General features: G+C 56.7%; 26 protein-coding genes and 1 pseudogene. 19 read left to right on the top strand and 8 right to left on the bottom strand.

What is annotated here, in order from left to right:
• Window positions 1-136 precede the first annotated feature (136 nt).
• On the bottom strand, window positions 137-766 hold the full coding sequence (locus tag AC2FGE_RS20060; protein ID WP_496821076.1) for a LuxR C-terminal-related transcriptional regulator: 630 nt from the start codon (window positions 764-766) through the stop codon (window positions 137-139).
• Window positions 767-983: 217 nt separating this feature from the next.
• Here AC2FGE_RS20060 and AC2FGE_RS20055 point away from each other — a divergent pair, with 217 nt between their 5' ends.
• The 10 genes and pseudogenes from AC2FGE_RS20055 (at window position 984) to AC2FGE_RS20010 (ending at window position 12,605) form a co-directional block, all read left to right on the top strand.
• Entirely contained in the window at window positions 984-2,225 is a 1,242-nt protein-coding gene (locus AC2FGE_RS20055) for a pyridoxal-phosphate-dependent aminotransferase family protein (protein ID WP_496821075.1), read from the top strand.
• A 28-nt stretch (window positions 2,226-2,253) separates the two neighbouring features.
• On the top strand, window positions 2,254-3,450 hold the full coding sequence (locus AC2FGE_RS20050; RefSeq protein ID WP_496821074.1) for a malate--CoA ligase subunit beta: 1,197 nt from the start codon (window positions 2,254-2,256) through the stop codon (window positions 3,448-3,450).
• On the top strand, window positions 3,450-4,340 hold the full coding sequence (gene sucD / locus AC2FGE_RS20045) for a succinate--CoA ligase subunit alpha (protein WP_496821073.1): 891 nt from the start codon (window positions 3,450-3,452) through the stop codon (window positions 4,338-4,340). Before AC2FGE_RS20050 ends, sucD begins: the two co-directional genes overlap by 1 nt.
• Window positions 4,340-5,311 carry a 2-hydroxyacid dehydrogenase gene (locus AC2FGE_RS20040; RefSeq protein ID WP_496821080.1) on the top strand — a complete coding sequence of 324 codons (972 nt, stop codon included), beginning with the start codon at window positions 4,340-4,342 and terminating at the stop codon, window positions 5,309-5,311. Before sucD ends, AC2FGE_RS20040 begins: the two co-directional genes overlap by 1 nt.
• A complete protein-coding gene (locus tag AC2FGE_RS20035; RefSeq protein ID WP_496821072.1) occupies window positions 5,311-7,941 on the top strand; it encodes a phosphoenolpyruvate carboxylase in 2,631 nt (876 codons plus the stop codon). The genes AC2FGE_RS20040 and AC2FGE_RS20035 overlap by 1 nt, the downstream gene beginning before the upstream one ends.
• Window positions 7,942-7,961: 20 nt before the next feature.
• The gene (glyA, locus tag AC2FGE_RS20030; RefSeq protein ID WP_496821071.1) at window positions 7,962-9,257 is read left to right on the top strand and encodes a serine hydroxymethyltransferase; all 1,296 of its coding nucleotides are present in this window, start codon (window positions 7,962-7,964) and stop codon (window positions 9,255-9,257) included.
• Between the two features lie 17 nt (window positions 9,258-9,274).
• Window positions 9,275-10,252, top strand: coding sequence for an HpcH/HpaI aldolase/citrate lyase family protein (locus AC2FGE_RS20025; RefSeq protein ID WP_496821070.1), 978 nt, complete (start codon window positions 9,275-9,277; stop codon window positions 10,250-10,252).
• 8 nt (window positions 10,253-10,260) lie between these two features.
• A pseudogene (locus AC2FGE_RS20020) lies at window positions 10,261-11,019 on the top strand (DUF4147 domain-containing protein).
• A gap of 68 nt (window positions 11,020-11,087) precedes the next feature.
• Window positions 11,088-11,531, top strand: coding sequence for an MOFRL family protein (locus AC2FGE_RS20015; protein WP_496821069.1), 444 nt, complete (start codon window positions 11,088-11,090; stop codon window positions 11,529-11,531).
• Window positions 11,532-11,975: 444 nt separating this feature from the next.
• The gene (locus tag AC2FGE_RS20010) at window positions 11,976-12,605 is read left to right on the top strand and encodes a helix-turn-helix domain-containing protein (protein WP_496821068.1); all 630 of its coding nucleotides are present in this window, start codon (window positions 11,976-11,978) and stop codon (window positions 12,603-12,605) included.
• Here AC2FGE_RS20010 and AC2FGE_RS20005 read toward each other — a convergent pair.
• The 5 genes from AC2FGE_RS20005 to AC2FGE_RS19985 are packed head-to-tail and all read right to left on the bottom strand — an operon-like array spanning window position 12,583 to window position 16,936.
• On the bottom strand, window positions 12,583-13,080 hold the full coding sequence (locus AC2FGE_RS20005) for a GNAT family N-acetyltransferase (protein ID WP_496821067.1): 498 nt from the start codon (window positions 13,078-13,080) through the stop codon (window positions 12,583-12,585). The two genes, AC2FGE_RS20010 and AC2FGE_RS20005, sit on opposite strands and share 23 nt — an antisense overlap.
• A 19-nt stretch (window positions 13,081-13,099) precedes the next feature.
• Complete coding sequence (locus AC2FGE_RS20000) at window positions 13,100-14,167, bottom strand: heme-dependent oxidative N-demethylase family protein (RefSeq protein WP_496821066.1); 1,068 nt, start codon at window positions 14,165-14,167, stop codon at window positions 13,100-13,102.
• A 13-nt stretch (window positions 14,168-14,180) separates the two neighbouring features.
• Complete coding sequence (locus AC2FGE_RS19995; RefSeq protein WP_496821064.1) at window positions 14,181-15,143, bottom strand: PDR/VanB family oxidoreductase; 963 nt, start codon at window positions 15,141-15,143, stop codon at window positions 14,181-14,183.
• Window positions 15,140-15,736, bottom strand: coding sequence for a dimethylamine monooxygenase subunit DmmA family protein (locus tag AC2FGE_RS19990; RefSeq protein WP_496821062.1), 597 nt, complete (start codon window positions 15,734-15,736; stop codon window positions 15,140-15,142). Before AC2FGE_RS19990 ends, AC2FGE_RS19995 begins: the two co-directional genes overlap by 4 nt.
• Window positions 15,737-15,790: 54 nt before the next feature.
• Window positions 15,791-16,936 (bottom strand): aminomethyl transferase family protein, encoded by a 1,146-nt coding sequence (locus AC2FGE_RS19985; protein WP_496821061.1) that lies wholly within the window; start codon window positions 16,934-16,936, stop codon window positions 15,791-15,793.
• A gap of 341 nt (window positions 16,937-17,277) precedes the next feature.
• On the opposite strand from AC2FGE_RS19985, the gene AC2FGE_RS19980 reads away from it, so the two are divergent.
• From AC2FGE_RS19980 to AC2FGE_RS19945, 8 genes are all read left to right on the top strand, one after another.
• The gene (locus AC2FGE_RS19980) at window positions 17,278-18,651 is read left to right on the top strand and encodes an ammonium transporter (RefSeq protein WP_496821060.1); all 1,374 of its coding nucleotides are present in this window, start codon (window positions 17,278-17,280) and stop codon (window positions 18,649-18,651) included.
• A gap of 11 nt (window positions 18,652-18,662) precedes the next feature.
• Window positions 18,663-18,878: a hypothetical protein gene (locus tag AC2FGE_RS19975; protein ID WP_496821059.1), complete on the top strand. Its 216-nt coding sequence runs from the start codon at window positions 18,663-18,665 to the stop codon at window positions 18,876-18,878.
• Between the two features lie 148 nt (window positions 18,879-19,026).
• Window positions 19,027-19,956 (top strand): class II glutamine amidotransferase, encoded by a 930-nt coding sequence (locus AC2FGE_RS19970; protein WP_496821058.1) that lies wholly within the window; start codon window positions 19,027-19,029, stop codon window positions 19,954-19,956.
• A 1-nt stretch (window position 19,957) separates the two neighbouring features.
• Window positions 19,958-20,641, top strand: a complete 684-nt coding sequence (locus tag AC2FGE_RS19965) for a protein GlxC (RefSeq protein WP_496821057.1) — start codon at window positions 19,958-19,960, stop codon at window positions 20,639-20,641.
• A 14-nt stretch (window positions 20,642-20,655) separates the two neighbouring features.
• Entirely contained in the window at window positions 20,656-21,987 is a 1,332-nt protein-coding gene (locus tag AC2FGE_RS19960; protein WP_496821078.1) for an FMN-binding glutamate synthase family protein, read from the top strand.
• Between the two features lie 84 nt (window positions 21,988-22,071).
• Entirely contained in the window at window positions 22,072-23,400 is a 1,329-nt protein-coding gene (gene glnT, locus AC2FGE_RS19955; RefSeq protein WP_496821056.1) for a type III glutamate--ammonia ligase, read from the top strand.
• Between the two features lie 80 nt (window positions 23,401-23,480).
• Window positions 23,481-23,744, top strand: a complete 264-nt coding sequence (locus AC2FGE_RS19950; RefSeq protein WP_496821055.1) for a hypothetical protein — start codon at window positions 23,481-23,483, stop codon at window positions 23,742-23,744.
• A gap of 12 nt (window positions 23,745-23,756) precedes the next feature.
• Window positions 23,757-24,191, top strand: a complete 435-nt coding sequence (locus tag AC2FGE_RS19945; protein ID WP_496821054.1) for a type 1 glutamine amidotransferase — start codon at window positions 23,757-23,759, stop codon at window positions 24,189-24,191.
• Between the two features lie 10 nt (window positions 24,192-24,201).
• Here AC2FGE_RS19945 and AC2FGE_RS19940 read toward each other — a convergent pair whose 3' ends face one another.
• The gene (locus tag AC2FGE_RS19940; RefSeq protein WP_496821053.1) at window positions 24,202-24,636 is read right to left on the bottom strand and encodes a group II truncated hemoglobin; all 435 of its coding nucleotides are present in this window, start codon (window positions 24,634-24,636) and stop codon (window positions 24,202-24,204) included.
• Window positions 24,637-24,777: 141 nt separating this feature from the next.
• Between AC2FGE_RS19940 and AC2FGE_RS19935 the strand changes: the two genes are divergently transcribed.
• Window positions 24,778-25,623 (top strand): EamA family transporter, encoded by an 846-nt coding sequence (locus tag AC2FGE_RS19935; RefSeq protein ID WP_496821052.1) that lies wholly within the window; start codon window positions 24,778-24,780, stop codon window positions 25,621-25,623.
• Window positions 25,624-25,677: 54 nt separating this feature from the next.
• Here AC2FGE_RS19935 and AC2FGE_RS19930 read toward each other — a convergent pair whose 3' ends face one another.
• Complete coding sequence (locus tag AC2FGE_RS19930) at window positions 25,678-25,824, bottom strand: hypothetical protein (protein ID WP_496821051.1); 147 nt, start codon at window positions 25,822-25,824, stop codon at window positions 25,678-25,680.
• Between the last annotated feature and the right edge of the window lie 332 nt (window positions 25,825-26,156).

Genomic DNA, 26,156 nt, shown 5'->3' with positions numbered 1-26,156 from the left:
AGATACCTGTGAACCAGGCCGGCGGCGCCCCTCTTCGCACTGTATCAGGGTGTGGATGTGAAGACTTCACATAATTGCAATTACACGCAGGCATTGCGCGTTCGATTGTACACACTCGGTTATTGATGCAATTCAACTAATCTGAGGCTGCGCCAGAAGAGTAATAGAATGCAATCGCTTGCGCCCGATTTTTGACTGAGAGCTTTTCGTATATATTGGACAGGTGAAACTTGACAGTGTTGGTTGAGATTTGCAGGTCTTTCGAAAGATCGCGGTTCGACAAGCCCTTGGCCAGTGCTTCAAGTATGATGCGCTCTTTACGTGACAGGGTATGGATCGGGTCTCTCTGCATTTTTCGAACGTCGATGAATGGGAATACCATTTTGCCAGCCGCTACGTCTGCGCAGGTTTCCAACAGGCGCTCAGCCTCACCCGACCGCGAAGCGAACCCCGCTGCGCCAGCCTGCATTGCGAGGCGCGGGACTTCCCCCGCTTCATCGCCATAAACGACAAATCGGGGCGCGTTTTCCTGTTCACGCATAACTTCGATCAGTTTGGCTGCACCTAGAACCGGCAAACTCCAGGCAATCACGCAGACCTTTACCGGTACTCTCATGACCGCGCCCAAGAAGCCTTCGGCGGTTGCAGATGTAGCAACCAGAGAGAATCGCGGATCGCGTTCAAAAATCTCCGACATGGCCGACAACACAAGCGGATTGTTGTCGGCAAGCATAACGTCAATCGGTTGCTGTGAGGGGCCTGACATTGTTTTTACATCCAAATTTCCGATTTACCACCCATTAGTATAGGTACTATCTTGGTATACATCGGCATTCTTGCCAAAACGGGTAGGTTCTTCCCCATCTGATTAGAAGTACCAAAGCAGTAGTAAATTACGTTGCGCGATGAAGCAAGCAACGCTTTTCTGATCCACAACACGATATTTGGGCGTGGTCGACACCCCGACGATCAAGGAGGATCGAATGACTTTCCAGATTTACCCCACGCTCGAAATCCCTGAGACGCTAGCTGCTGGTCCGGGGCCAGGTAACACCGACGCTCGCGTTCTGAAGGCCTTCTCCAACGCCGGAGTCGCGGATCACATGCAGGGCGACGTTCTGCGCGGCATGGTCGAATGCAAGCACATGCTGCGCGAGATCTGGGGTACTTCGAATACATATACATTCGCAGTCGCAGGCACCGGCTGGAGCGCGCTGGACACGATGTTCTCGGCCGTCATGCCCGGCGACAAGGTTGTTGCATTTAACAACGGCACCTTTTCAGGCATCGACACGCTGACACTTCGCATCAAGGCGGCAACGCGAAAAGAGCACGCCGCCAACACTCTGGACCCGCAGGCAGCCAGTGTCACCGTCATCGAAGTGCCGCATGGCCAATCGGTGACCGGTGAAATGGTCGAGGCCGCACTGGCCGAGCACAAGCCTAAATGGGCATTCATGGCGCATTGGGAAACGGGTTCAGGTCGTATCAATGATCTTCGCGGGTTCTCGGATGCCTGCGGGCGTCACGGCGCAATGGGTCTGATCGATGCCGTTTCGTCTTTGGGTGTCGAGGATTTCCGGATCGACGACTATCCGGGCATCGCTGGCTGGGCCTCTTGCCCGCAAAAAGGTCTGTGCTGCTTGCCATTGACCTATGCGCCGGTCAGCTTTTCCGACGAATACATCGACAGCCTGAAATCAACAGGTGCCTACAGCTATGTCCACAATCCCATTTTCGAGGCCCGTCATTGGGGAATCGTCGATGGGCAGGACGTCGAGAAAGGTACCTATCACCGCACCCATTCCGGCTACGCTGTGGCCGCCTTCCATGAATCCCTTCGTCTGACGCTGACTGAAGGATTGGCAAAGCGATCGGGCTCGTACCGCACGCATGAAAAGGTGCTGCGTGACGCCGTAACCGCAATGGGATGCGAAGTGACTTCGGATATGCCCAGCCTCCTGGTCCTCAACCTGCCGCCGGAACTAGCCGGGCGCGAGATGGAACTGGTGCAGAATTGCCGGGCGCGCGGGTTCGGCGTCTGGCCGACGCTCAGCGCACCGGTGCAGGTCCGCATCGGCATCCTCAATCAGTTGAACCGAAAAGCCGTCAGCCGGATCGTGCGCCTGTTTGCCGAAGCCATACGAGAACTGGGCGGCGAGGTTAATTTTGAAGAAATCGAGGCGCTGCTCGAAAGCCGATACGGCACGTCGATCGCTGCGTAACCGCACTGCATGAACGGGAGGATTGCAGATGGACATTCATGAATACCAAGCGAAAGAGGTTCTTTCAAACTTTGGCGTCGCGATCCCTTCGGGAGCGCTGGCCTACAGCCCCGAACAGGCCGCGTACCGCGCGCGCGAATTGGGCGGCGACAAGTGGATCGTTAAGGCCCAGGTCCATGCCGGAGGCCGCGGCAAGGCAGGCGGCGTCAAATTGTGTAACAGCGAAAACGAGATCCAAGAGGCCTGCGACGATATGTTCGGTCGCAAGCTGGTGACCCATCAGACCGGGCCCGAGGGCAAGGGCATCTATCGTGTCTATGTCGAATCCGCCGTGCCGATCGATCGTGAGATCTATCTGGGTTTTGTTCTGGACCGCTCCAGCCAGCGGGTCATGATCGTAGCCTCGTCAGAAGGTGGAATGGAGATTGAAGAGATTTCCGCCGAACGTCCTGACAGCATCGTGCGCTCGATCGTGGAACCCGCTGTTGGATTGCAAGAGTTTCAGGCGCGCGAAATCGCGTTCAACCTGGGCTTAGAAGCCCGTTTGATTCAGCAAATGGTCCGGACATTGCAAGGTTGCTATGCTGCCTTCAGCGAATTGGATGCGACCATGGTTGAAATAAACCCTCTGGTCGTCACCGGGGACGACCGCGTCCTGGCGCTGGACGCGAAGATGAGCTTTGATGACAACGCGCTGTTTCGCCATCCGCAAATTTCGGAACTACGCGACAAAAGCCAGGAAGACCCACGTGAAAGCCGCGCGGCGGATCGGGGCCTGTCCTATGTGGGCCTCGAGGGCAATATCGGCTGTATCGTGAACGGTGCCGGGCTAGCAATGGCCACGATGGACACGATCAAACTGGCCGGTGGAGAGCCTGCGAACTTCCTCGATATTGGCGGCGGCGCCTCGCCGGAACGAGTGGCAAAAGCCTTCCGTCTGGTGCTGTCCGACAAGAACGTTCAGGCCGTACTGGTCAACATCTTTGCCGGTATCAACCGCTGCGACTGGGTTGCCGAAGGGGTCGTGCAGGCCTTGCGCGAGTTGGAAATCGACCTCCCCGTTATTGTACGTCTTGCCGGGACGAATGTCGAAGAAGGCCAAAAGATACTCGCCAAATCTGGCCTTCCGATTATTCGGGCCACGACTCTTATGGAAGCTGCTGAACGGGCGGTTGGCGCTTGGCAGAACGATCTGACCCAAAACACCAAGGTGAGGGCTGTATAATGAGCATTCTTCTCGACCGCGACACGCGCGTTATCGTGCAAGGTATCACTGGACGCATGGCGCGCTTTCATACCAAGGACATGCTAGAATATGGCACCAATGTAGTCGGCGGCGTCGTTCCCGGAAAAGGCGGCGAAACCGTAGAGGGTGTGCGCGTATTTGACACCGTCAAACAGGCTGTCGAAGCCACCGGCGCGGATGCGAGTCTTGTGTTTGTCCCGCCCCCGTTTGCGGCGGATTCGATCATGGAAGCCGCAGATGCGGGTATCCGCTATTGCGTTTGCATCACCGACGGCATTCCGGCTCAGGACATGATCCGCGTCAAACGCTACATGTATCGCTATCCCAAGGACAAGCGCATGGTGCTGACTGGTCCGAACTGTGCCGGAACGATCAGCCCCGGCAAAGCTCTGTTGGGGATCATGCCCGGCCATATCTATCTGCCCGGCAATGTCGGCATCATTGGCCGCTCGGGCACACTTGGCTATGAGGCTGCAGCGCAACTAAAAGAGCGCGGCATTGGCGTGTCGACCAGTGTCGGGATCGGCGGTGATCCGATCAACGGGTCGTCGTTCCGTGATATTCTCGAACGGTTTGAATGGGATGAAGACACCGAGGTCATTGCCATGATCGGCGAGATCGGTGGCCCGCAGGAAGCCGAGGCTGCCGAGTATATCCGCGATCACGTCACCAAGCCAGTTATTGCCTATGTCGCCGGTCTGACCGCACCAAAGGGGCGGACCATGGATCATGCAGGCGCGATCATCTCGGCCTTTGGTGAAAGCGCCTCTGAGAAGGTTGAAATCCTTTCGGCCGCTGGCGTGACCGTGGCTGAAAATCCGGCGGTCATAGGCGAAACAATCGCCCGTGTTATGGGAAAGGCTGCATGATGGTCAAACCTTCGGTCCTTGTTACCCGTCGCTGGCCTGCCGCCGTCGAGGCGCAACTGGCCGAAACCTATAACGTGGCACTGAATACCGGGGACAAGCCCATGTCCCCGGCGGAGATTCGCAATGCGCTAAAACACTATGACGCGGTTTTGCCCACGGTCACCGACACGCTGAGCGCCGAAGCGCTGGACATACCTGCAGCGCAAACCAAAATCCTTGCCAATTATGGAGTGGGATACAGCCATATCTGCGAACCTTCGGCGCGCAGCCTTGGGATGACTGTGACCAATACGCCGGATGTTCTTTCCGAGTGTACAGCCGATCTGGCTATGACATTGCTGCTGATGGTTGCCCGCCGCGCCGGCGAAGGCGAACGTGAGCTGCGCGCAGGAAACTGGTCCGGTTGGCGTCCGACCCACCTTGTCGGCACGAAGGTCAGCGGCAAGACGCTTGGTATCATCGGCTTTGGCCGCATCGGGCAAGAAATGGCCCGACGCGCACATCACGGCTTTGGGATGAAAATTCTGGTCCAGAACCGCAGCACAGTGCCAACTGACATGCTCAAGCAGTTCAACGCAACGCAGGTCGAAACGGTCGATGATTTGCTGCCACAATGTGATTTTGTCTCGCTGCACTGCCCCGGAGGATCAGCAAACCGGCACCTGATCAACGGGCGCAGGCTCGACCTGATGAAGCCCGACGCCTACCTTATCAACACCGCACGTGGCGAAGTTGTGGACGAGCACGCCTTGGTACAGTCGCTGATGTTCGACACGATTGGCGGCGCTGCACTGGATGTCTTTGATGGCGAACCCCGGATCAGCCCGGTGCTGCTGCAATGCGACAATCTGGTGATGCTGCCTCATCTGGGTAGCGCCACGCGAGAGTCCCGCGAAGCCATGGGGTTCCGCGTTCTCGACAACCTGAGCGACTTTTTTGCAGGCCGCACCCCGCGGGATCAGGTGATCTGATGCAAGCGCTGGCCCGGAATATTCAGCCTACCCCGGACCCTTCGAGTTATGCCGAAGAGCTGCGCCTTGAACTGCGTGCGCTGTGGCGGAACATATTGCTGAAACGTGCGCCCCATGTAGCGACCTGGGCCGAGGCCATGCCGCCGCAACCCATCCCCACCGGACCCGAGGCAACGCCCTATTTGCAGGCCCTGTCGATCTGGTTCCAACTGCTGCGCATCATCGATGAAAACGCCGAAGTACGGGACCGTCGCCTGACCGAAACCCGAAGCGGCACCGAAGCCGTAGAAGGTGGGTTTGCCGAGGTGTTGTCCGGCCTGCCGTTGACAGGCAGCCAGGCGGAAAAGCTGACCACTGATCTATGTGCCGGTCCCACCCTGACTGCCCATCCAACCGAGGCCAAGCGGGTTACCGTTCTGGAAATTCACCGGCGGATTTACCGCAACCTTGTCAGTCTTGAGACGCAACGCTGGACCCCGACCGAACGCGCAGAATTGCTGAATGATCTGGAAGGCGAGATAGATCTTTTGTGGCTGACCGGTGAACTCCGCCTGTCGCGGCCAAGCCTGCATGACGAGATCGAATGGGGGCTGCAATTCTTCCGCGATGCAATCTTTGACGCTGTCCCTCAGGTCATGGACCGTTTCGATCAGGCTTGCCTGCATGTGCTGGACCAGACGCTAAGCGCAACACCCAATATCCACTTTCACAGCTGGATCGGCGGCGACCGGGACGGCAACCCGAATGTCACGGCCGAGATGACCGCACTGGCTCTGAAACGCGGGCGAGAAACGGTTCTGGATCTTTATCGTCAAGCTATTGATCGGGCTGCAAGCAGGTTGAGCATCAGTGCCCTCATATTGCCTCTGCCCGAACCAAACAGGGCGTGTGTAAAGGAAATTATCGACCGCGCACCGAACGCTGATCGCAATCAGAACGAACCGTTCCGGCAAGCTCTCAACGCCATTCGCCATAAGCTGACAGATGGCAGCTATGATCATATCTCACAATTCGTGAGCGATCTTGACGCGCTTGATAACGCATTATGCGCGGTCAATGCCGATGTTCTGGCGCGACGACATATCCGCCCCCTGCGCCGAGCTGCGACGGTTTTTGGGTTCCGAACCACAACGTTGGATATCCGTCAGAATTCGACCGTCACAACCGATGTTCTGGCCGAAATCTGGTCACAATCCAGCCAGGCTCCAGACTATGGCACGGCCGAATGGTCTGCCCGTTTGCGAACCGAACTGGCGGATCAGAACCTGCCTTATCAAAGCCGCGACGCACTGAGCGATCAGGCACAGGAATTGCTCGCCCTTCTGGCGCTGGTCCACAGCGTGCGATCAGGGCCAGATCCCAAGGCAATCGGCCCGTTCATCCTGTCCATGACCCGTTCTGCCGATGATATTCTCGGCGTCTATCTGCTGGCCCGTTATGCCGGGTTCGGGTCCGAAACACTGGATATTTCGGTGGTTCCGCTGTTTGAGACGATTGCCGATCTGCGCAACGCTCCGGCGATCTTGCTGGGTGTTTTGGATGTCCCGCTGGCACGCCGCAGCCTCAAGACCGGTGGTAAGGTTATCGAGGTGATGCTGGGATATTCGGACAGCGGCAAGGATGGCGGCTATTTCTGTTCGACATGGGAACTGGAGCGCGCCCAACGCCGGATCGTGTCGGCACTGGCCTCGCAAGGCTTCAAAGCTACTTTTTTCCACGGCCGCGGCGGCTCGGTCAGCCGGGGCGGCGCACCTACAGGACGCGCCATCGCGGCGCAGCCCAGCGGAACAATTGCAGGGCGGCTGCGGGTAACCGAACAGGGGGAGGTGGTTTCGACCAAATATGCCAACCGCGGTACAGCTGCGGCGCATCTGGAACTGCTGCTTTCAAGTACACTACGCCATACGGCCAACCCCAGCGAAGCGCCTTCACGGCCCGAGTTTGATGACGCGCTGGATGCCTTGTCGGAACTGTCACAGACAGCCTATGTTTCGCTTTTGCAGATGCAGGGTTTTCTGGACTATTTCCAGCAGGCCAGTCCTGTTGAGGAGCTTGCTCGCCTGAAAATCGGGTCTCGGCCAACCCGCCGCTTCGGCGCAGCCAGTCTGGATGATCTACGGGCCATTCCATGGGTCTTTGCATGGTCGCAGAACCGCCACCTGATCACCGGTTGGTACGGGTTTGGCGCCGCCATGACCAGCTTTCGCAAGTTCCGAGGCGCGCGCGGCGATGACGTTCTACAGGATATGTTTCAAAGCTCCCGCCTGTTTCGCCTCGCCGTCGATGAGATGGAGAAATCACTCTATCAGGCGGATATGGATATCGCCGCGCAATACGGCGAATTGGTCCCCGATACCGAGACCCGCCAGCGCGTCTCGCAGGCGATCAAGACGGAATACGATAGCGCCTGCAGCGCCGTGCAGTTTCTAACCGGTGGTCAGACCATCGGTCATCGCTTTCCCCGTCTTTGTGAGCGGTTTGACCGAAAACGGGCCGAGTTGGCCCGCATTCACGCATTGCAAGTCGAACTGCTGCAACAAGCCCGAAACGAACCGCAGGCAGGGTCGGTTCCCGTGCCCCTGCTGCAATCCATGAACGCCATTTCCGCTGGTCTTGGCTGGACCGGGTAACTAATTCAGGAGATTTTAAAGTGAATGCCCCGCAACGCACCCATGGATTCTTCACTCAGTCCCTGTCCGACCGTGACCCCGAACTGTTCGGCTCGATCACATCCGAGCTGGGCCGCCAGCGTGACGAGATCGAGCTGATCGCGTCCGAGAACATCGTCTCTGCCGCCGTGATGCAGGCACAGGGCTCGGTGATGACCAACAAATACGCCGAAGGCTATCCCGGTCGCCGGTACTATGGCGGCTGCCAGTTCGTCGATATCGCCGAAAACCTGGCCATCGACCGCGCCAAGCAGCTGTTCGGATGTGAGTTTGCCAATGTTCAGCCGAATTCAGGCTCGCAAGCGAACCAGGGTGTGTTTCAGGCGCTGATTCAGCCCGGCGACAACATTCTGGGTATGTCGCTGGATGCCGGTGGTCACCTGACCCACGGTGCGCGCCCGAACCAGTCGGGCAAATGGTTCAACGCCGTGCAATACGGCGTGCGCAAACAGGACAACATGCTGGACTACGATCAGGTCGAGGCGCTGGCGAAAGAGCATAGCCCCAAGTTGATCATCGCAGGTGGTTCCGCCATCCCGCGCCAGATCGACTTTGCCCGCATGCGCGAGATCGCGGATATGGTCGGTGCTTACCTACACGTGGACATGGCACATTTCGCCGGTCTGGTTGCGGCAGGCGAACACCCCAGCCCGTTCCCGCATGCACATGTGGCGACGACCACCACGCACAAGACCCTGCGCGGTCCGCGTGGGGGTATGATCCTGACTAATGACGAGGCGATCGCCAAGAAAGTGAACTCGGCCATCTTCCCCGGCATTCAGGGCGGCCCGCTGATGCACGTCATCGCAGGCAAGGCCGTGGCCTTTGGTGAGGCGCTGCGTCCTGAGTTCAAAGGCTACATCCAGCAGGTCGTGACCAACGCACAAGCGCTGTCGGATCAACTGATCAAGGGCGGTCTGGACACGGTGACCCACGGCACCGACACCCATGTGGTGCTGGTCGACCTGCGCCCTAAAGGCGTCAAGGGCAACGCGACCGAGAAGGCGCTTGGTCGTGCCCATATCACCTGCAACAAGAACGGCGTTCCATTTGATCCTGAGAAACCGACCGTGACCAGCGGCATCCGTCTAGGCTCGCCCGCCGGCACCACCCGCGGCTTTGGAGAGGGTGAATTCCGCCAGATCGCGGATTGGATCATCGAGGTTGTCGACGGTCTGGCCGCCAATGGCGAAGACGGCAACGCTGCGGTCGAGACCAAGGTCAAGGCCGAAGTCGCAGAGCTTTGCGCCAAATTCCCGATCTATCCGAACCTCTAGGACGAAGGAAAAATACCATGAGCTTTTATTCAATCGACCAAGCCCCCGCACGCCTGAACCGCAGCGAGTTGGCGGTGCCCGGCAGCCAGCCTGGCATGTTCGAAAAAGCCGCCCAGGCGGATGTGGACGTTATCTTCCTTGATCTGGAAGATGCTGTCGCGCCGGACGAAAAGGAACAGGCCCGCGAGAACATCATTGAGGCGTTGAACGATATCGATTGGGGCAACAAGACCATGTCGGTGCGTATCAACGGGCTGGACACCCATTACATGTATCGCGACGTAGTGGACGTGGTTGAACAGGCAGGCGAACGGCTGGACCTGATCATGATCCCCAAAGTTGGAACTGCCGCCGACGTCTATGCCGTCGACATGCTGGTCACTCAGATCGAAGACGCCAGAGGGTACAAGAACCGGATCGGGTTTGAACACATCATCGAAACCGCACTGGGAATGCAGAATGTCAGCGAAATCGCGGCTGCGTCGAAACGCAACGAAAGCCTGCATTTCGGGGTTGCCGACTATGCGGCGTCAACCCGTGCACGGACCACGATCATCGGCGGCGTAAACCCCGACTATTCCGTTCTGACTGACGCTGATGCAGATGGCGGGCGTATGACGCATTGGGGCGACATGTGGCACTATGCGCTGGCCCGCATGGTGGTCGCCGCGCGCGCCAACGGCCTACGCCCAATCGACGGACCCTTTGGTGACTTTCAGGACCCCGACGGGTATCGCGCCGCAGCAAAACGCGCTGCAGTTCTGGGCTGCGAAGGAAAATGGGCCATTCACCCCAGCCAGATTGCCCTGGCAAATGAGGTCATGTCGCCATCCGATGCCGAGGTCACCAAAGCCCAGCGTATCCTTGTCGCCATGGCCGAGGCTGAATCGGCGGGCAAAGGCGCTGTGTCGCTGGATGGCCGCCTGATCGACTATGCCTCGATCCGGCAGGCCGAGGTTTTGGTGGAAAAAGCAGGTCAGATTGCCGCGGCCTGACCAGAATTGTGACCGAGCAATTGTCAATAAACCTGCGGGACAGTGCCGCAGCCATCTTTGCCGCGGCAGATCCGGCTGCATCATTACGCAGACGGTTACGGGCGGCACCTTTGCCTTCGCCACAACTAGGCGGACGCAGTATCCTGATTGCGATTGGGAAAGCTGCGCCCGCCATGATGGCAGAGGTATTGCAACACGTTCAGGGCGATCATGTCGCGCTTGCAGTGACGCACCCCGAAAACCAGACGCTCGTTCCCGGCGCAACGGTGTTGACTAGCGCGCACCCCATCCCGGATGAACGCGGCTTGAAAGCAGGGCGGCAGGTCCTCGCACTGCTCAGCGCAGCACGTAAGCAAGATCAGATCATTGCGCTGATTTCGGGCGGTGGTTCAGCCCTGGTCCCCGCACCCGTTGATGGAATGACCTCGTCGGACAAAATCGTAGTTAACGAGGTGTTACTGTCTTCCGGGCTGGACATCGTTCGGATGAACCTCGTGCGTTAGCACCTGAGCCAGCTCAAAGGCGGTGGATTTCTGCGGCACGGCTCACCTGCACCAGTGACAGCTTATATCCTTTCGGATGTGATCTGAGATGACTTACGCGCGGTCGCCAGTGGACCAACCGCTGGACCAATAGGAAGCCACGCCGATGCCCGCAGGACCTGTATCGAGGCCGGGATATGGCATCGGCTACCCCAATCTGCCCGTACCCATCTAGAACGGAGTATTCCTGAACAACCAAAGCGCTTGCGGCAACCAACCACCTGATCGGGTCGAACACGATCAGTCTTGAAGCAGCATTTCGCTGTGCCGCACAGATCTGCCGGGCCGAAATTGTGTCCGACACATTGATTGGCGACGTGTCTGACGCAGCCGAACAGATTTTTCAGGCAGCCCAAGCCGCACCTCGTGACCACCTAACCGCCCTGCTATTTGGTGGTGAAACAACTGTACGCCTGCAAGGCTCAGGTCGTGGTGGGCGCAATGAGGAATTGACGCTGCGCGTCGCCCAATTGGCGGAAGAACGATCGATCACCGGCAACTGGATCTTTCTAAGCGGCGGCACGGATGGCCGCGATGGGCCGACCCCGGCGGCGGGCGCAGTTGTGGATGCCGGAACATTCAGATGTATCCGCAAGGCAGGTCAAGACCCTGCCGCCTTGCTGGCGAACAACGACAGTCACAAAGCTTTGACACTCTCGGGTGATCTTCTGATCACCGATGCGACCGGAACCAATGTTGCAGACATTCAGGTCCTGCTGCATGATCCTGACACGTGAGGCGTGGTGAAGTTGACAATCGCTGGGTTTGATCCGTGCGATATTCTGGCTTTGAAGCCGTCCAAGAGACGCCTATCGGCCACAAGGGCTGAATACCGACATGGCGCGACCCGGAGCCCAGGCGGCTCTGACAAAGTAATGATCGGCAGCGGTCATGGTCCGGCGACTGCAGATTAACTCGACAAGGTTTACGGGCACCGGAACGGCGCGGTGATCAAAAAAGGCTCGATCACCGATGTCAGAGTGGCCATAGGAATTCCATCGAACAGCAGAAACTCGATATCGGTTTCATTCCCTGTCAGCATGATTATTTTACTATCAGGAAAACTTGATGCTATGATGGCCCGAACTGACTGGGTATCGCAGCGCTGCTGCTTGCGCATCAGATCTGAACCAGTATAGCAGGACATTGAAAGCGAGACATTGAGGAAACGCGAAGCAGAAATGACAGTCAATCTGACGCAGGATCCACATTCCGTTCGAACAGGTGAACGCGAAAAGGTGCTCGAAGTCGCAATCGGTCGTGAGGTCCGCGCTTTTCGCAAAAAACAAAACATCACTGTCGCAGAACTCGGGCAACTGACCGGCCTATCTATTGGTATGTTGTCAAAGATCGAAAACGGCAACACGTCGCCCTCTTTGACCACGTTGCAATTGTTGGCGGATGCATTGTCGGTACCGCTGACCAGTTTTTTCCGCCAGTTCGAAGAACGACGAGAAGCTGTGCACACCAAGGCCGGCGAAGGTGTAGAATTGGAACGTGAGGGGACGCGGGCCAATCATCAATACAATTTGCTGGGACATATTGGCGCCAACGGTTCAGGCGTGATTGTCGAGCCTTATTTGATTACGCTGACTGTGGAATCTGACGTTTTCCCGACCTTCCAACACGGTGGGATTGAAACGATCTATATGCTTGATGGCGCTGTCGACTATCGCCACGGTGACAATATCTATTCGCTAAAGCCCGGTGATACTCTGTTCTTCGATGCGGATGCCCCTCATGGCCCAGAACGGCTGGTCAGCCTACCCGCGCGTTACCTTTCAGTGATCAGCTACCCGCAGACAAACTAATCTTTTTACTCAGCAGGAAGTCCGTGGGTTTATCGTAGCCCTTGTGGCTTCCCGTACCCACAATCGTAAATCCCAGCCGTAAAAACACGCAATGGTTCTCAGTGAGTTCGACACGAGTTTCTAACTTAAGCTCGGACAGGTCGAGGGCCATGGCGCGGTGCTCGGCATGGTCGATCATCGCTCTGCAGATGCCTTGCCCGCGCATATGTTCCTGCACTGCCAGCTTTCCCAAATAGAGGCGATCCGGCTTTGGGGTCAGGAACATGCAAGCATAAAGAGGGCGGCCGATAGCCCAGATCTCGCCCCCAGTTCGGCAGTGGGCCTGCATACCTTCGACGGTGAGCCGATGAACCGAGGATGGTGGGTCTATCCTGCCGTCCATGTATTGGAATGACGTGCGCAGCAGCGCGAGCACGTCATAAAGCGCCAAGGCATCATCCTCTAACCGCCAAATGGCTTTGTCCTGATCAGCCACGACCCATCCTGACGCTGGCTTACTTTGACAAGGGCGGTTCTGTTTCCAGATCGGGCCATATACCGGGCGAGGTTGGCAGACCGTCGTCAAACTGGCTGAGATAGTCTAGCATCATGGGACGGTTGTCGATGAACCCTTTGTAAGTGGCCAATTCAACCGGAAGATCGCGGATCACGCGATGCAGACGACGACCCCATTTTGGGACGGTCATCAGATCCTGGAAACTGCACAGGTAACAGCGGATCGGGAATACCAGAGCGTTTGACCGCGGCAACCGGAAGAAAGTCTGCAATTCAACCCGAAGATGCTGTTTGTGGGCAATGTTTTCAGGCGTGAGCGTTGTCTTCTGGATGCCCCATTTGTGATAGTTTTCCGGGCTGGTATCCAGCAAGGGGTTCACCGTCATCGTCCAGTTCAGACGTCGCGCAGGTGCACCTTGCTGAATGTTCAGAAGGAATTTTAGCGCACGTTTGAATATTCCCATCTCATGCGCTTTCGGAACCGGTGCATGCCATTCGAAAAAGTTCATGCCGATGTCGAAATCCAGACTCCAGTCGGCCTGGGTCGTGACCATCCCCGCGTCCATCCACAACATCTCGTCCCGTTGATCCAACACAGCGAAATCGCCCTGTGCCTGACGGGTGATGTATTCCATTGGCCCGTAGGGCAGTGTGGTTTCATCCATGAACGTAAAACTGTGATCAATCCCAAGCGGCTTGTTGATCCAGCGCCACTGATTGCCGTTGCGGTGCAGCTCGAACAGGTCCGGATAGTCCTCAGACTTGCTGACCATGATCAGCTCAAGCAAATCCCAACCCGCCAAGGTCATATGTGGCAGTGACTGACAGCGCAGCGGGTCCTGATCCAGAACGATGGCACGATCTTTCATCTCGGAGACGTAGTGTTCGTCTACATCGAACCGCATCTCATAGACCGAGCCCTCGGGTCCGCCCCGGTGCTGTTCCATGTTGACCGAATACATGTAGCTGTCTTCGTGGAACGGGAACGGAAAGCGTTTGATCGCCCATTCCGAGTTGTGGAACGTATAGTCGTCGCGGAAGGACTCGTCGTTGAATTGAATGGTCATGTTGGGCCTCCTCTCAGCGGTCCAGCACGAGGGACTTGCCCTCGAAGCGCGATACACAGGGCATGATTTTCTTGCCTGCTGCCTTTTCTTCTTCAGTCAGCCAGTGATCGCGGTGAACAAAGTTTCCGTCGTGATCCAGCACAACGGTTTCGCACTGACCGCAGGCCCCGCCGCGGCACAGATACGGCGCATCCACACCCTCGCGTTCAATTGCTTCCAGCAGGCTTTCGTTTTCACCCACATGAATGATCTTGTCCGAGGTCGCCAAGCGCACTTCGAACGGTTTACCGGGTTGCGGGGCCAGAAACTCTTCGTAATGTACGCAGTCCTCGGGCCAGCCTTCTGCAGCGGCAGTGCTACACACCCAGTCGATCATCCCCTTGGGGCCACAGACATAGACATGCGTACCTAAGGGTTGACCGCTGAGCAGGTTCTTTAGATCGATCTGCTGATTCTGATCGTCGTAATACAGATGCGTTTCGTTCGGGTGCCGGTCTGTTAGTTGCTCGGCATAAGATGCCAAGGCGGTATTGCGGCAAGCATAATGCAGCTCCCAATGACCATGAAGAAGTTCCAGTTGTTTGATCTGCGCCAGAAACGGCGTGATCCCTATTCCGCCGGCCAGAAACAGGTGCTTGCGGGCCCGCAAATCAAGCGAGAACAGGTTGACCGGGTAGCTGATGGTCATCTCGTCGCCCAGCTTGACCTGACGGTGCATGAACAACGACCCGCCCCTGCCCTGATCATCGCGCCGGACAGAAATGGTATAAGACGACTGATCGAAAGGATCGGACATCAGGGAATAGGGATTGAGCCGGGTAATACCTCCATCCTGCATCTCGACAACAGTATGTGCCCCACCCGAGAAGGTAGGCAACTGCCCGCCGTCAACGCGTTCAAACCGGAATCGCGTCACCAGCTCGTTCAGCGGGGTAACTTCGGTCACTTTGACCTGAATTTTCTCGGCACCACTCATTCATAGATCCCCTTCGGCTCGGGCACGTTACCATGGTCCTCGGCGTCAATTCGGACACCCTGATAAGCGGCAAGGCGGCGGGAATAGTGGTCACGAACAAACAGGTTGAGCCCACAATGCGCGCAGATGAACGGATCGATCTCGACATCTTCGGTGACGCCTTTGCAGTGTACGCATTGCATTCGGCGCGCAACCGAACCGCGATGCTCGGTCTGTATCGCGGTGTGCGGAAGACCCGCAGCCATCACTTCATTCGTGGCCTGACCCATCATGCCTTCGGTGCCGGTCAGATAGACCTGTAAACCCATATGTGCGTCTTCCAACACGCGACGAATACGGTACAGCGCGGCAGCATAAGACGGACCTTCGTAGAATTGCGCAGGATTCAGCGCCTGCAGCTTTTTCGAGAAGTCCGTCCCTTTGGGGATGTAGATCAGATGGGTTTTCGCCATCAGGTCGGGTGTCGCTATGTCAAGAACCGCCTCGGCCCCTTCGGCCTCGGCGATTATGAGATGATGTTCACCTGAGCGAACCTCTAGCGTGCCCCAGACCGGGCGGCTTGCGATTGACTTGGGAAATTCGAACTTTGACATCGTGCCCTCAAATCGGAAAAGGGCGCCTCGGTGTGTCCGTTGCGCCCCTGAAACTCAGCCTTTTGCGGTTCTGATCGATTTGTCCTGATCGTAGAACGGCATCTCTTCCGCAGTCGCCGCTATTTCTGTCCCATCGCCGTTGCGCACTGTCAGCTTAGTGCCTGGTGAGGCACAGGCGACCGGCATCCGCGCGATGCCCACATTGTGGCTATTGATTTCGGAGTACATACCGAAAGTGACAACACCGACCTTTTCACCGTTCTGCAGCAGGTCGGCACCCTCGTCCGCCGGGGTCGTGCCGTCCAGTTTCACCCCATAGATCTTGAACCGCTCTTTGCCTTGCGATGCATAGTGGTTCTCGGCCCCTATGAAGCCGGTTTTTCCAGGTGACACAGTGAATTCCAGACCCAGCTCCCAAAGCGTATCACCGCAGGTTTCATCGTCGAACGGATAGGTTTCCGAGTTATCACCGGGATAAAACAGCAGGTAGCTTTCGGTGCGCAACAGATCGAGCGTCGAGAACTGAACCGGGACGATGCCCATGTCTTTGCCTTCGGCCAAAATGTTGTCCCATAGTTGCACCGCATGTTTGGCCTGACAGAAAATTTCATACCCGCGCTCACCGGTATATCCGGTCCGAGAAATCATCACCGGGCAACCATAGAGTTTGGTTTGCATGATGCCGAAGTAAGCCAGATCGCGAATTCCGGGGATATGCTTAGCCAAGAAATCAACAGCGACCGGTCCCTGCAGCGACATGTCATGCATGTCGTCGTCAAAAATGACCGAACAGTTCTTTCCAGCCGCAACCGATGTCAGCTGCTCCATACCTGTCCCCGTGCCATGCACGACAAGCCACGTATTCACCGAGAGGCGGTAGATGATGCAATCATCGATAAACTTGCCTTCGGAATTCAGGATTGACGCGTAAGTCGACCGGCCCGGCATGATCTTTTCCACATTCCGCGTGGTGACACGGTCAATGACATAGGCCGCATCTTCGCCGACCACATGAACCTTCTTCAGACCTGACACATCCATCAGCCCTGCCTTGGTGCGGATCGCTTCGTAATCTGCCTTGGCGCGTTCCGGGCTATGGTCGTAGAACCATGCGGTCCCCATACCGTTCCAGTCTTCTAGCTCGCCGCCGATTTCGGCATGGCGCTGCGCAAGGGCGGACGTCCTCCAAAGAATGGCCATTGTTCAGCTCTCCCGTTGATTGCTTTTTTCTTGACCATATTGAGGCCGATGTTGGATCGAAAATCAACACCCATGTGCAGAATATTTTCCTACTGGGAATATTAGGCTGCGTTTTCTGCACCCTTAGAAAATTACCAGAATTGGTAAAAGTGATTATTTATCAATGCTATAATCTAGTCTTCAGCATGTATTACTGTGCGTGCGCCAAATACCCTAAAGATATTTGCCCAACATATCTATTGACAGGTCGCCAATGAGATTGTCCCCTGAGTAGATAAATATTCCCAGCAGGAAATCCATCGCAGAACAACTTCCTGCTGCAACAATAGGGAGACAACAAAGTGGATGGTAATCTAAATGCACTAACCACGGTCTTTACCGAGTTTTACTACTGGGTAACGGTCGTTTTCATGTTCCTCATCCATGTGGGCTTTTGCATGTACGAGGTCGGTGCCAGCCGTGCCCGTAACCATATGCACACATTGATGAAAAACATCATGATCATCCCGCTGGTGACGGTCACATTTTTCTTCTTCGGATGGTGGATTTATTGGGCGTTTCCAAACTTCCCCTTCTGGGGCGGTCTAGACACCGAAGCGGGTGCTGCGAATCTACCTTGGGCAGACACGATGGCAACCAACCTAGGCGACAGAATCACTGGGGTCTTCTGGGCCGCATTCCTGTTGTTCTCTTGGACAGCTGCCTCGATCGTTTCGGGTTCCGTCATCGAGCGGATCAGATCTTCGGCTTTATGGGTACATGCAGTTATGATCGGTTCGGTCTGGTGGATAATTGACGCTGCATGGGGCTGGCATTACGGCGGCTGGATGGTGCGAATTCTTGGCTACCACGATGCCTATGCTTCCGGGGTTATCCACGCAATTGCAGGCGGCTACGCACTTGGCGTGATTATGGTCCTGGGTCCGCGTCTTGGCAAATTTGCCAAGGATGGCACACCGCGGGATATTCCACCTCACAACCCTTGGCTGCTGACCATCGGGATTTTCCTGATCTACACTGGTTTCTGGGGTTTCTACGCCGCATGCAATGTGCCTGTGATTTCGCCGGAAGGTATCGACGGCCAGATCACCGGTGTGACCTGGACCGCAACCAATATTTATCTGGCACCAACCACGCTTTCCGCGATTACCTTCAATTTCCTCATGTCGCTGTCCGGCGGCCTGATGGCGGCCTATGTGATCTCGAAGGGTGATGCGTTCTGGACCTTCTCAGGCGGGCTTGCCGGGATCATCACAGCTTCGGCCGGGAACGACCTGTATCACCCGATCCAGGCGATGATCATTGCCGCTATTGGTGTCGTGATCGTGTACAAGCTGCACTATTGGGTTGAGCGCCGGTTCAAGCTGGACGACGCCGTAGGCGCAGTCGCGGTACATGGCTATGCCGGTTTTGTTGGGCTGGTGATCTCGGGCTTCGTCCTGTGGGGCGTGCCGTCATCGCCATACGAAGGCTATGCCACAATCAATCCGATCGGTCAGATCACCGGCGCGGTCATCATGTTCTTTGTACTGGGCTTCCTGCCCGGCTGGATCCTGGCAAAAATTCAGGCGGCTGCAGGTGTGCTCCGCATCCCGGAAGAGGTTGAACTTCAGGGTCTCGATTATGCCGAGCACCATGCCTACGAAGACGCCAAAGCAGCAATTATCCAAGCTGATAAAGAAGAACTCGCTGCCCGCGGCGTCGCAGCTAAGTAAGGGAGTAAGACATGTCTACAAACGGATACTCAAACTGGGCAGTCGATCTTGCCGAAGTCGGACCGATTTATCCCTTCCAGGGTTACGAAGTTCTAATGTTCATCATTGGCCTGGCGTTCTGGATCGGATGGCATCGCATCCAGTTCGTCCGCGAACGCGAGCACCTTGAAAAGGCGCGCCACACCGGGGACGAAGAGAAGGTGAAGGCGCAGTTGGAAAGATACTAACCCAGCTCTGAAAACAGGCAATGGACGCGAGAACTGCATGCGCGTCCATTGCCTGTTAGTAATATTTTATTCCTGTGATTATTGCTTTCCCGACACATTGTTGATAGCATCGAATCGAAACGAAACACACAAAGGAGACCGGCCAGCCATGTGCGGGATTGTAGGATTATTCCTTAAGGACCAGTCGCTTTCACCCAAATTGGGTGAGATGTTGACAGACATGCTGATTACCATGACAGATCGGGGCCCTGACAGTGCAGGCATTGCGATCTATCGTGATGGTTTGCAAGGTCAGAGCAAGCTGACGCTTCAATCTGCAAACCCCGAAACAGATTTCGCAGGTCTGGCCGACGAATTGGGTCGGGTTCTAGGTGGAACTGTCACGCAGTCGGACAATGATACACATACCGTGTTGAATATTCCTGCAGGCCGCTTTGAAGACGCACGCGCGGCGCTTGCGGAAATCCGGCCGTCGGTTCGGATTATGAGCCATGGCGATATGCTGGAAATCTACAAGGAGGTCGGTCTGCCCAAGGACGTGGCTGCTCGCTTTGATATCTCGGCGATGACTGGCACGCATGGCATCGGCCACACGCGCATGGCCACGGAATCCGCGGTCACGACGATGGGGGCACACCCGTTCAACACCGGGTTGGATCAGTGTCTTGTGCACAACGGCTCGTTGTCGAACCACAACTCGTTGCGCCGCAAGCTGCGCCGTGAAGGGGTCGTCATCCAGACAGAAAACGACACCGAAGTTGGGGCCGCCTACCTGACCTGGAAGATGATGAACGGGGCGACTTTGGGTGAAGCACTGCAATCCAGCCTGGATGATCTGGATGGCTTTTTCAACTTCGTCGTGGGCACCAAGGACGGGTTTGGCGTAGTGCGCGATCCGATTGCCTGCAAGCCAGCTGTGATGGCCGAGACCGATCAATATGTGGCCTTTGGCAGCGAATACCGCGCGCTGGTCAACCTGCCGGGTATTGAAGATGCAAGGGTTTGGGAGCCCGAACCCTCGACAGTTTATTTCTGGTCGCACAATGACAGCCCAACAACCCACGAAAAGGCCGCCTGACATGCAGACTTATGATGTATCTGAAAGCGGCTTGCGTGGTTTGAACGCGGCGTTGCAGGCACAAAGCAAAGACACCAATCAGACCAATTGGGAGGTGCAGAACCCCAAGGGCAGCCACGCGATTGCCGTGGGTCTGGATGCGCCGATCGAGGTGACCGTGAAGGGCTCGACAGGTTACTATTGCGCGGGGATGAACCAGCAAGCGACCATCAAAGTTGAGGGTTCGGTGGGTCCCGGTGTGGCCGAAAATATGATGTCGGGCACGGTCATGGTCGATGGCGACGCCAGTCAGTATGCCGGGGCGACCGGGCACGGAGGGCTGCTGGTTGTCAAGGGCAACGCGTCCTCGCGCTGTGGGATTTCGATGAAGGGTATAGACATCGTAGTGCATGGTAATATCGGCCACATGTCGGCTTTTATGGCGCAACAGGGCAATCTGGTGGTCTGCGGCGATGCGGGCGATGCACTGGGGGATTCCCTCTACGAGGCGCGTCTTTTCGTGCGCGGTTCGGTCAAGAGCCTGGGCGCAGATTGCATCGAGAAAGAGATGCGCCCCGAGCATCTTGAGATCCTGGCCGATCTATTGGAACGCGCCGAAAGCGACGCAAAACCCGAAGAGTTCAAGCGCTACGGCTCGGCCCGCAAGCTCTATAACTTCGACGTCGACAACGCACAGGATTACTAAGGGACATGAAAGATATGGACAATAACGGTATTCCGCGCACGGTCCCGATCCAGTCGGCGACCTTCACCAACCCGATCAATGCCGAAATCCGCCGCGCGGCGGCCACTGGCATCTATGACATCCGCGGTGGCGGCGCCAAACGCAAGGTCCCGCATTTTGACGACCTGTTGTTTCTGGGCGCGTCGGTGTCGCGCTACCCGCTGGAGGGCTACCGCGAGAAGTGTGACACCAGCGTCACGCTAGGCACCCGCTTTGCCAAGAACCCGATCCAACTGGATATTCCGATCACCATCGCAGGCATGAGCTTTGGGGCGCTGTCGGGTCCTGCGAAAGAGGCCCTGGGCCGCGGCGCATCGGCAGCGGGAACCTCGACCACTACCGGTGACGGTGGAATGACCCCTGAAGAACGTGGCCATTCGACCAAGCTGGTCTATCAGTATCTGCCTTCGCGCTATGGGATGAACCCCGACGATCTGCGCAAGGCTGATGCGATTGAGGTTGTGGTTGGACAGGGCGCAAAGCCCGGTGGCGGCGGCATGTTGCTGGGTCAGAAAATCAGCGACCGCGTGGCCGAGATGCGCACTTTGCCCAAAGGCATCGACCAGCGCTCGGCTTGTCGTCATCCGGACTGGACCGGGCCGGATGATCTGGAAATCAAACTCCTTGAGTTGCGCGAAATCACCAACTGGAAAGTGCCAATCTACGTCAAGGTAGGTGCAACGCGGCCCTATTACGATACTGCGCTGGCAGTGAAGGCCGGGGCCGATGTTGTGGTGATGGACGGGATGCAAGGCGGCACGGCAGCCACGCAGGACGTCTTCATTGAACATGTGGGCATTCCGACATTGGCCTGTATCCGCCCGGCCGTACAGGCGCTGCAGGATCTGGGTGTTCACCGCGAAGTGCAGCTTGTGATCTCGGGCGGCATTCGCACTGGCGCTGATGTGGCCAAGGCGATGGCCCTTGGCGCGGACGCGGTTGCCATTGGCACGGCAGCACTCATCGCGCTTGGCGACAACGATCCGAAGTGGGAATCCGAATATCAGAAGCTGGGCACCACCACCGGCGCCTATGATGACTGGCACGAAGGGTTGGACCCGGCAGGCATCACCACGCAGGACCCCGAACTGGCTGCGCGTCTCGATCCGGTTGATGCCGGTCGCCGATTGCGAAACTACCTGAAGGTGATGACGCTTGAGGCGCAGACCATTGCGCGCGCCTGTGGTCACAATCACCTGCACAACCTCGAACCCGAGGATCTGTGCGCCCTGACAATGGAGGCGGCGGCGATGGCCAAAGTACCACTGGCGGGCACCGACTGGTATCCCGGAAAGGCCGGGTTCTGATTTGTTAAACGACAAAAGGCGCGGCCCTAAAGGGCGGCGCCTTTCTTCTATCGAAACGCATCAACAGGGAAAGGAAAGCCGACCATGACAACAGATCTGGCTGCTTTCGCCAAGGAAAAAGGCGTCAAATACTTCATGATCTCGTTCACTGATTTGTTCGGTGGACAGCGGGCCAAACTGGTTCCCGCGCAAGCGATTGCCGACATGCAGGAGGACGGCGCAGGTTTTGCTGGATTTGCCACCTGGCTGGACATGACGCCCGCACATCCTGACATGCTGGCGGTGCCGGACCCGTCCTCGGTCATCCAACTGCCTTGGAAGCCCGAGGTCGCCTGGGTCGCTGGCAACTGCGTGATGGAAGGCCAAGACGTCGCGCAAGCCCCGCGCAACGTACTGCGTCGCCTGATCGATGAGGCCGCCGCCGAAGGGATGCACGTCAAAACCGGGATCGAGGCGGAGTTCTTTTTGCTGACCCCCGATGGCGAACAGATCAGCGATCCATTCGATACCGCTGAAAAGCCTTGCTATGACCAACAGGCGGTGATGCGTCGCTATGATGTGGTGCGCGAGATCTGCGACTACATGCTTGAACTGGGCTGGGGTCCCTATCAGAACGACCACGAGGACGCCAATGGCCAGTTCGAAATGAACTGGGAATTCGACGACGCTCTACGCACCGCCGACAAACATTCCTTCTTCAAGTTCATGACCAAATCGGTCGCCGAAAAGCATGGGCTTCGGGCAACCTTTATGCCCAAGCCGGTCGAGGGGCTGACGGGCAATGGCTGCCATGCCCATATCTCGGTCTGGGATGCGCCCGGGGCGGATGCGAAAACCAACGTATTTGCCGGTGAGGGCGACGGTCCGACCGGTGAGGTTGGATTGGGAGAGCGCGGCAAGCATTTTCTGGGCGGCATCATGAAACACGCCAGCGCTTTGGCGGCAGTTACCAACCCTACGGTGAACAGCTACAAGCGGATCAACGCGCCGCGTACCATGTCGGGTGCGACATGGGCCCCCAATACCGTGACCTGGACCGGCAACAACCGCACCCACATGGTCCGCGTCCCTGGCCCTGGACGGTTCGAACTGCGCCTGCCCGATGGCGCAACCAACCCCTATCTGTTGCAGGCGGTGATTATTGCGGCGGGCCTGTCTGGCATTCGGTCCAAAGCCGATCCGGGCAAGCGATGGGACATTGATATGTACGCCGAAGGCCACAAAGTACGCGGCGCTCCCAAACTGCCCTTGAACATGCTCGATGCCCTTCGGGAATATGACAAGGACAAGGACCTAAAGGCGATGATGGGGGCCGAATTCTCTTCAGCGTTCCTGAAGATGAAGCATCAGGAATGGAATTCGTTTGTGTCCCACTTCTCTCGCTGGGAAAAAGAAAACACATTGGACATCTGATCCATTGATCCAAACGAAGTACGGGGCCACAGTTTGTTCTGTGGCCCTGCGCTCTTTAACCACGCTGCCACTTTAACCGCATGAATGTTCTGATTTTTCAACATACACCGGGCGAAAACCCGGTCGCGTTTCTTGAACATATCGCGTCGCATGACGACACCTCCCGGATCGTACACCTTCACGAGGGGCAGCCAGTTCCCAATCTGGCAGGTTTCGATCTGCTGCTTGTTCTGGGCGGTCCCACGGACATCTGGGAAACCGAGGCTCATCCTTGGCTTGTCTCGGAAAAACTGGCCATCAAGACGTGGGGTCAGGATTTCCAGCGGCCGGATTTCGGCGTTTGACTGGGCCATCAATTGTTAGTTGATGCACTTGGTGGGCGTTGTGCGCCCATGACCCAGCCTGAAATCGGTGTGTTACCAGTCAATCTGAACAACAGCGTGCAACATGATCCGCTTTTCGGTTCCTTGCCCCGACAATTCCGAGCGCTTCATTGGCATGGGGTTGAAGCTATTGAACTGCTTCCCGAGACGGCAATTCTAGCGCGATCCGATGGGTGCGCCGTTCAAGCCATACGCGTATCGGATTGCGCGTGGGGCGTACAGTTTCACCCCGAACTTGTTCAGGGCACGATTCAATCATGGATGAGCGATCCTGCCAACCATCAATGCGCCGTGGAATGGCTTGGATCCGCGGACGCAGCACACAACATGGTCTCTGAAACTGACAAAATTTCTGAAGAGCAATTCAGGATGACGTCCGGCATCTATGCCAGATTGCGACAGATCTGATCACGGGTAATCAGTCATGAACTTCAAGGTTCTTTCCGCTGTCTGCCTCAACCCTCCAGTCGGGCACGTCGTTGATTAGCATCAAAGCAGCGCGATGCAAGGTTGTGCGCATTTTTTCCACCACCGGACCGTCCATTCCGCAATCCGCCAACGCGGCTTCAAAGGTGTCCAGCCAGAGCTCGGCGTCAGCCTCACGTATCGGCACATGCGCGTGGATTTCTCGCAAGTCCATATGACCAAATCGCTCACGATAGTAGGCACGACCGCCCAGAAATCCGCTCAGGAATTCAAACTGCGCCTGTCTTGTATGTGATAATCCATGACCGCGGAAATGTAGCCTATGCAACGAATACGCCGCCGGGTCGGTCTCCATGCGGTCATAGAACCGTTCAACGAGAGCTCGCAGTTTTTTTTCACCACCAAGTTGGCTCAAAGCTGACGACATAGGTCTCTTCTCCGGCTCGATGTTGTCAATAATTATTGCATATCAGGAATATTAGTTTATCTCCAGTGACATGTCGGCACGGTTGAAATTGAAAGTCAGACACAGAAATTCCTGGAGCATTCGGATGGACGAGGCGACCGGGTGAGCGCCCTTGAGTTGGGTCTGCTGGCTGCTTTGTGCTGGGGCTTTCACGATCTCGCCGTACGATATGTCAGCCAAACCGTGAACATCTTTGCGGCATTGATGGCCGTAATGGTTGCCGGGGCCACGCTACAGTTCGGACTTGTTGCAATCTGGGCAGGGTTCGCCCCCATCTCCGCCGAGGCAATGTGTTACGCGCTTGCAGCGGGCGGCTTCTATTTGCTGGCTGGTCTCAGCATGTATGCTGCCTTTCAGCGCGGGCCAGTACGTCTGGTTGCACCGCTTGTCGCCAGTTATCCGGTCTTGTCGGTCACTCTTGCGATTTGGCGTGGATCCGAGGTCAGCATCTGGCATTGGCTGGCAATTATCGCCATTGGTGTCGGCGTGGCAATTGTGTCCGCGCGATCTGAGGACGACAACGCGGAATATCCTGCCGCCGGGCCGACGATTGCCTATTCCATACTTGCTGCAATCGGGTTCGCTGCGACATTCGCGTTGGGGCAGTATGCAGCTGAACTGGGCAACGAGTTCATTGTTTCGCTGATTGGGCGCCTGACAGCCATCTTTGCGCTGGCGGTAACCGCCATTGTATCACGTAAGTCACTTTGGCCGTGCACTCAGGCCCTACCCCTATTGTGCCTGATGGGGGCGCTCGATGCGGTGGCGCTTCTGTGCGTAGTATCTGCCGGGGGTTTGCCCAATGCCCAATATGCATCCGTCGCAGCCTCTATCTTCGGGCTACTTACGGTTGTTTTGGCTTGGGCGATCTTGAAAGAGAAAATGGCAACATCTCAATGGTTTGGTTGTCTCATAGCGTTTGCCGGGATTGGCTATCTCGCGATTTGAACATCCGCTCGACTATAGCGATTCCATGAGCCCGATGGGCCGCTACAGCGCTGTTCAATACACAATCAACTTCGCCAGGACGAACCGATTCAGGATGATTCCATGCGCCAGGTCGTATGAGGTCTTTGTATCGCTGTAATTCACCTCGCAGGTTGAGAACATCAATATGCGCAGGCGCATCAGGCAATAGGAGTACAGCATAGACATCCTCCGCCTCGTTCAGTTGTTTGATCTGAGCCCGGCACTCATCCTGCGACATATCCTTGCCCTAAAGTTGCTGTCCCAACGCCATGCCATTTCGTGCCGTACGGGTGATCAAGGTGCGGACCCGCGCTGCATTTGTCGGAGATTGGCCAATGCAGACGATGACCATACGCTCCGTTCGGCCTGAAATATGCCAGTATTGCTGCGCACTGGTGCTGCTAGATTTTCTACCGGTTGAAGCGCCAGTTGTGAGGCTCAGGCCGTCAGGCCTTCGGGTTCTGGCAGTTTGTTTGCGCGGCATGCTGCTGTGACGGTGTTTGCGAGCAGGC

It is taken from the genome of Ruegeria sp. YTSA075 (genome assembly GCF_059610245.1).
This window is presented reverse-complemented; position numbering and strand designations above follow the sequence as displayed.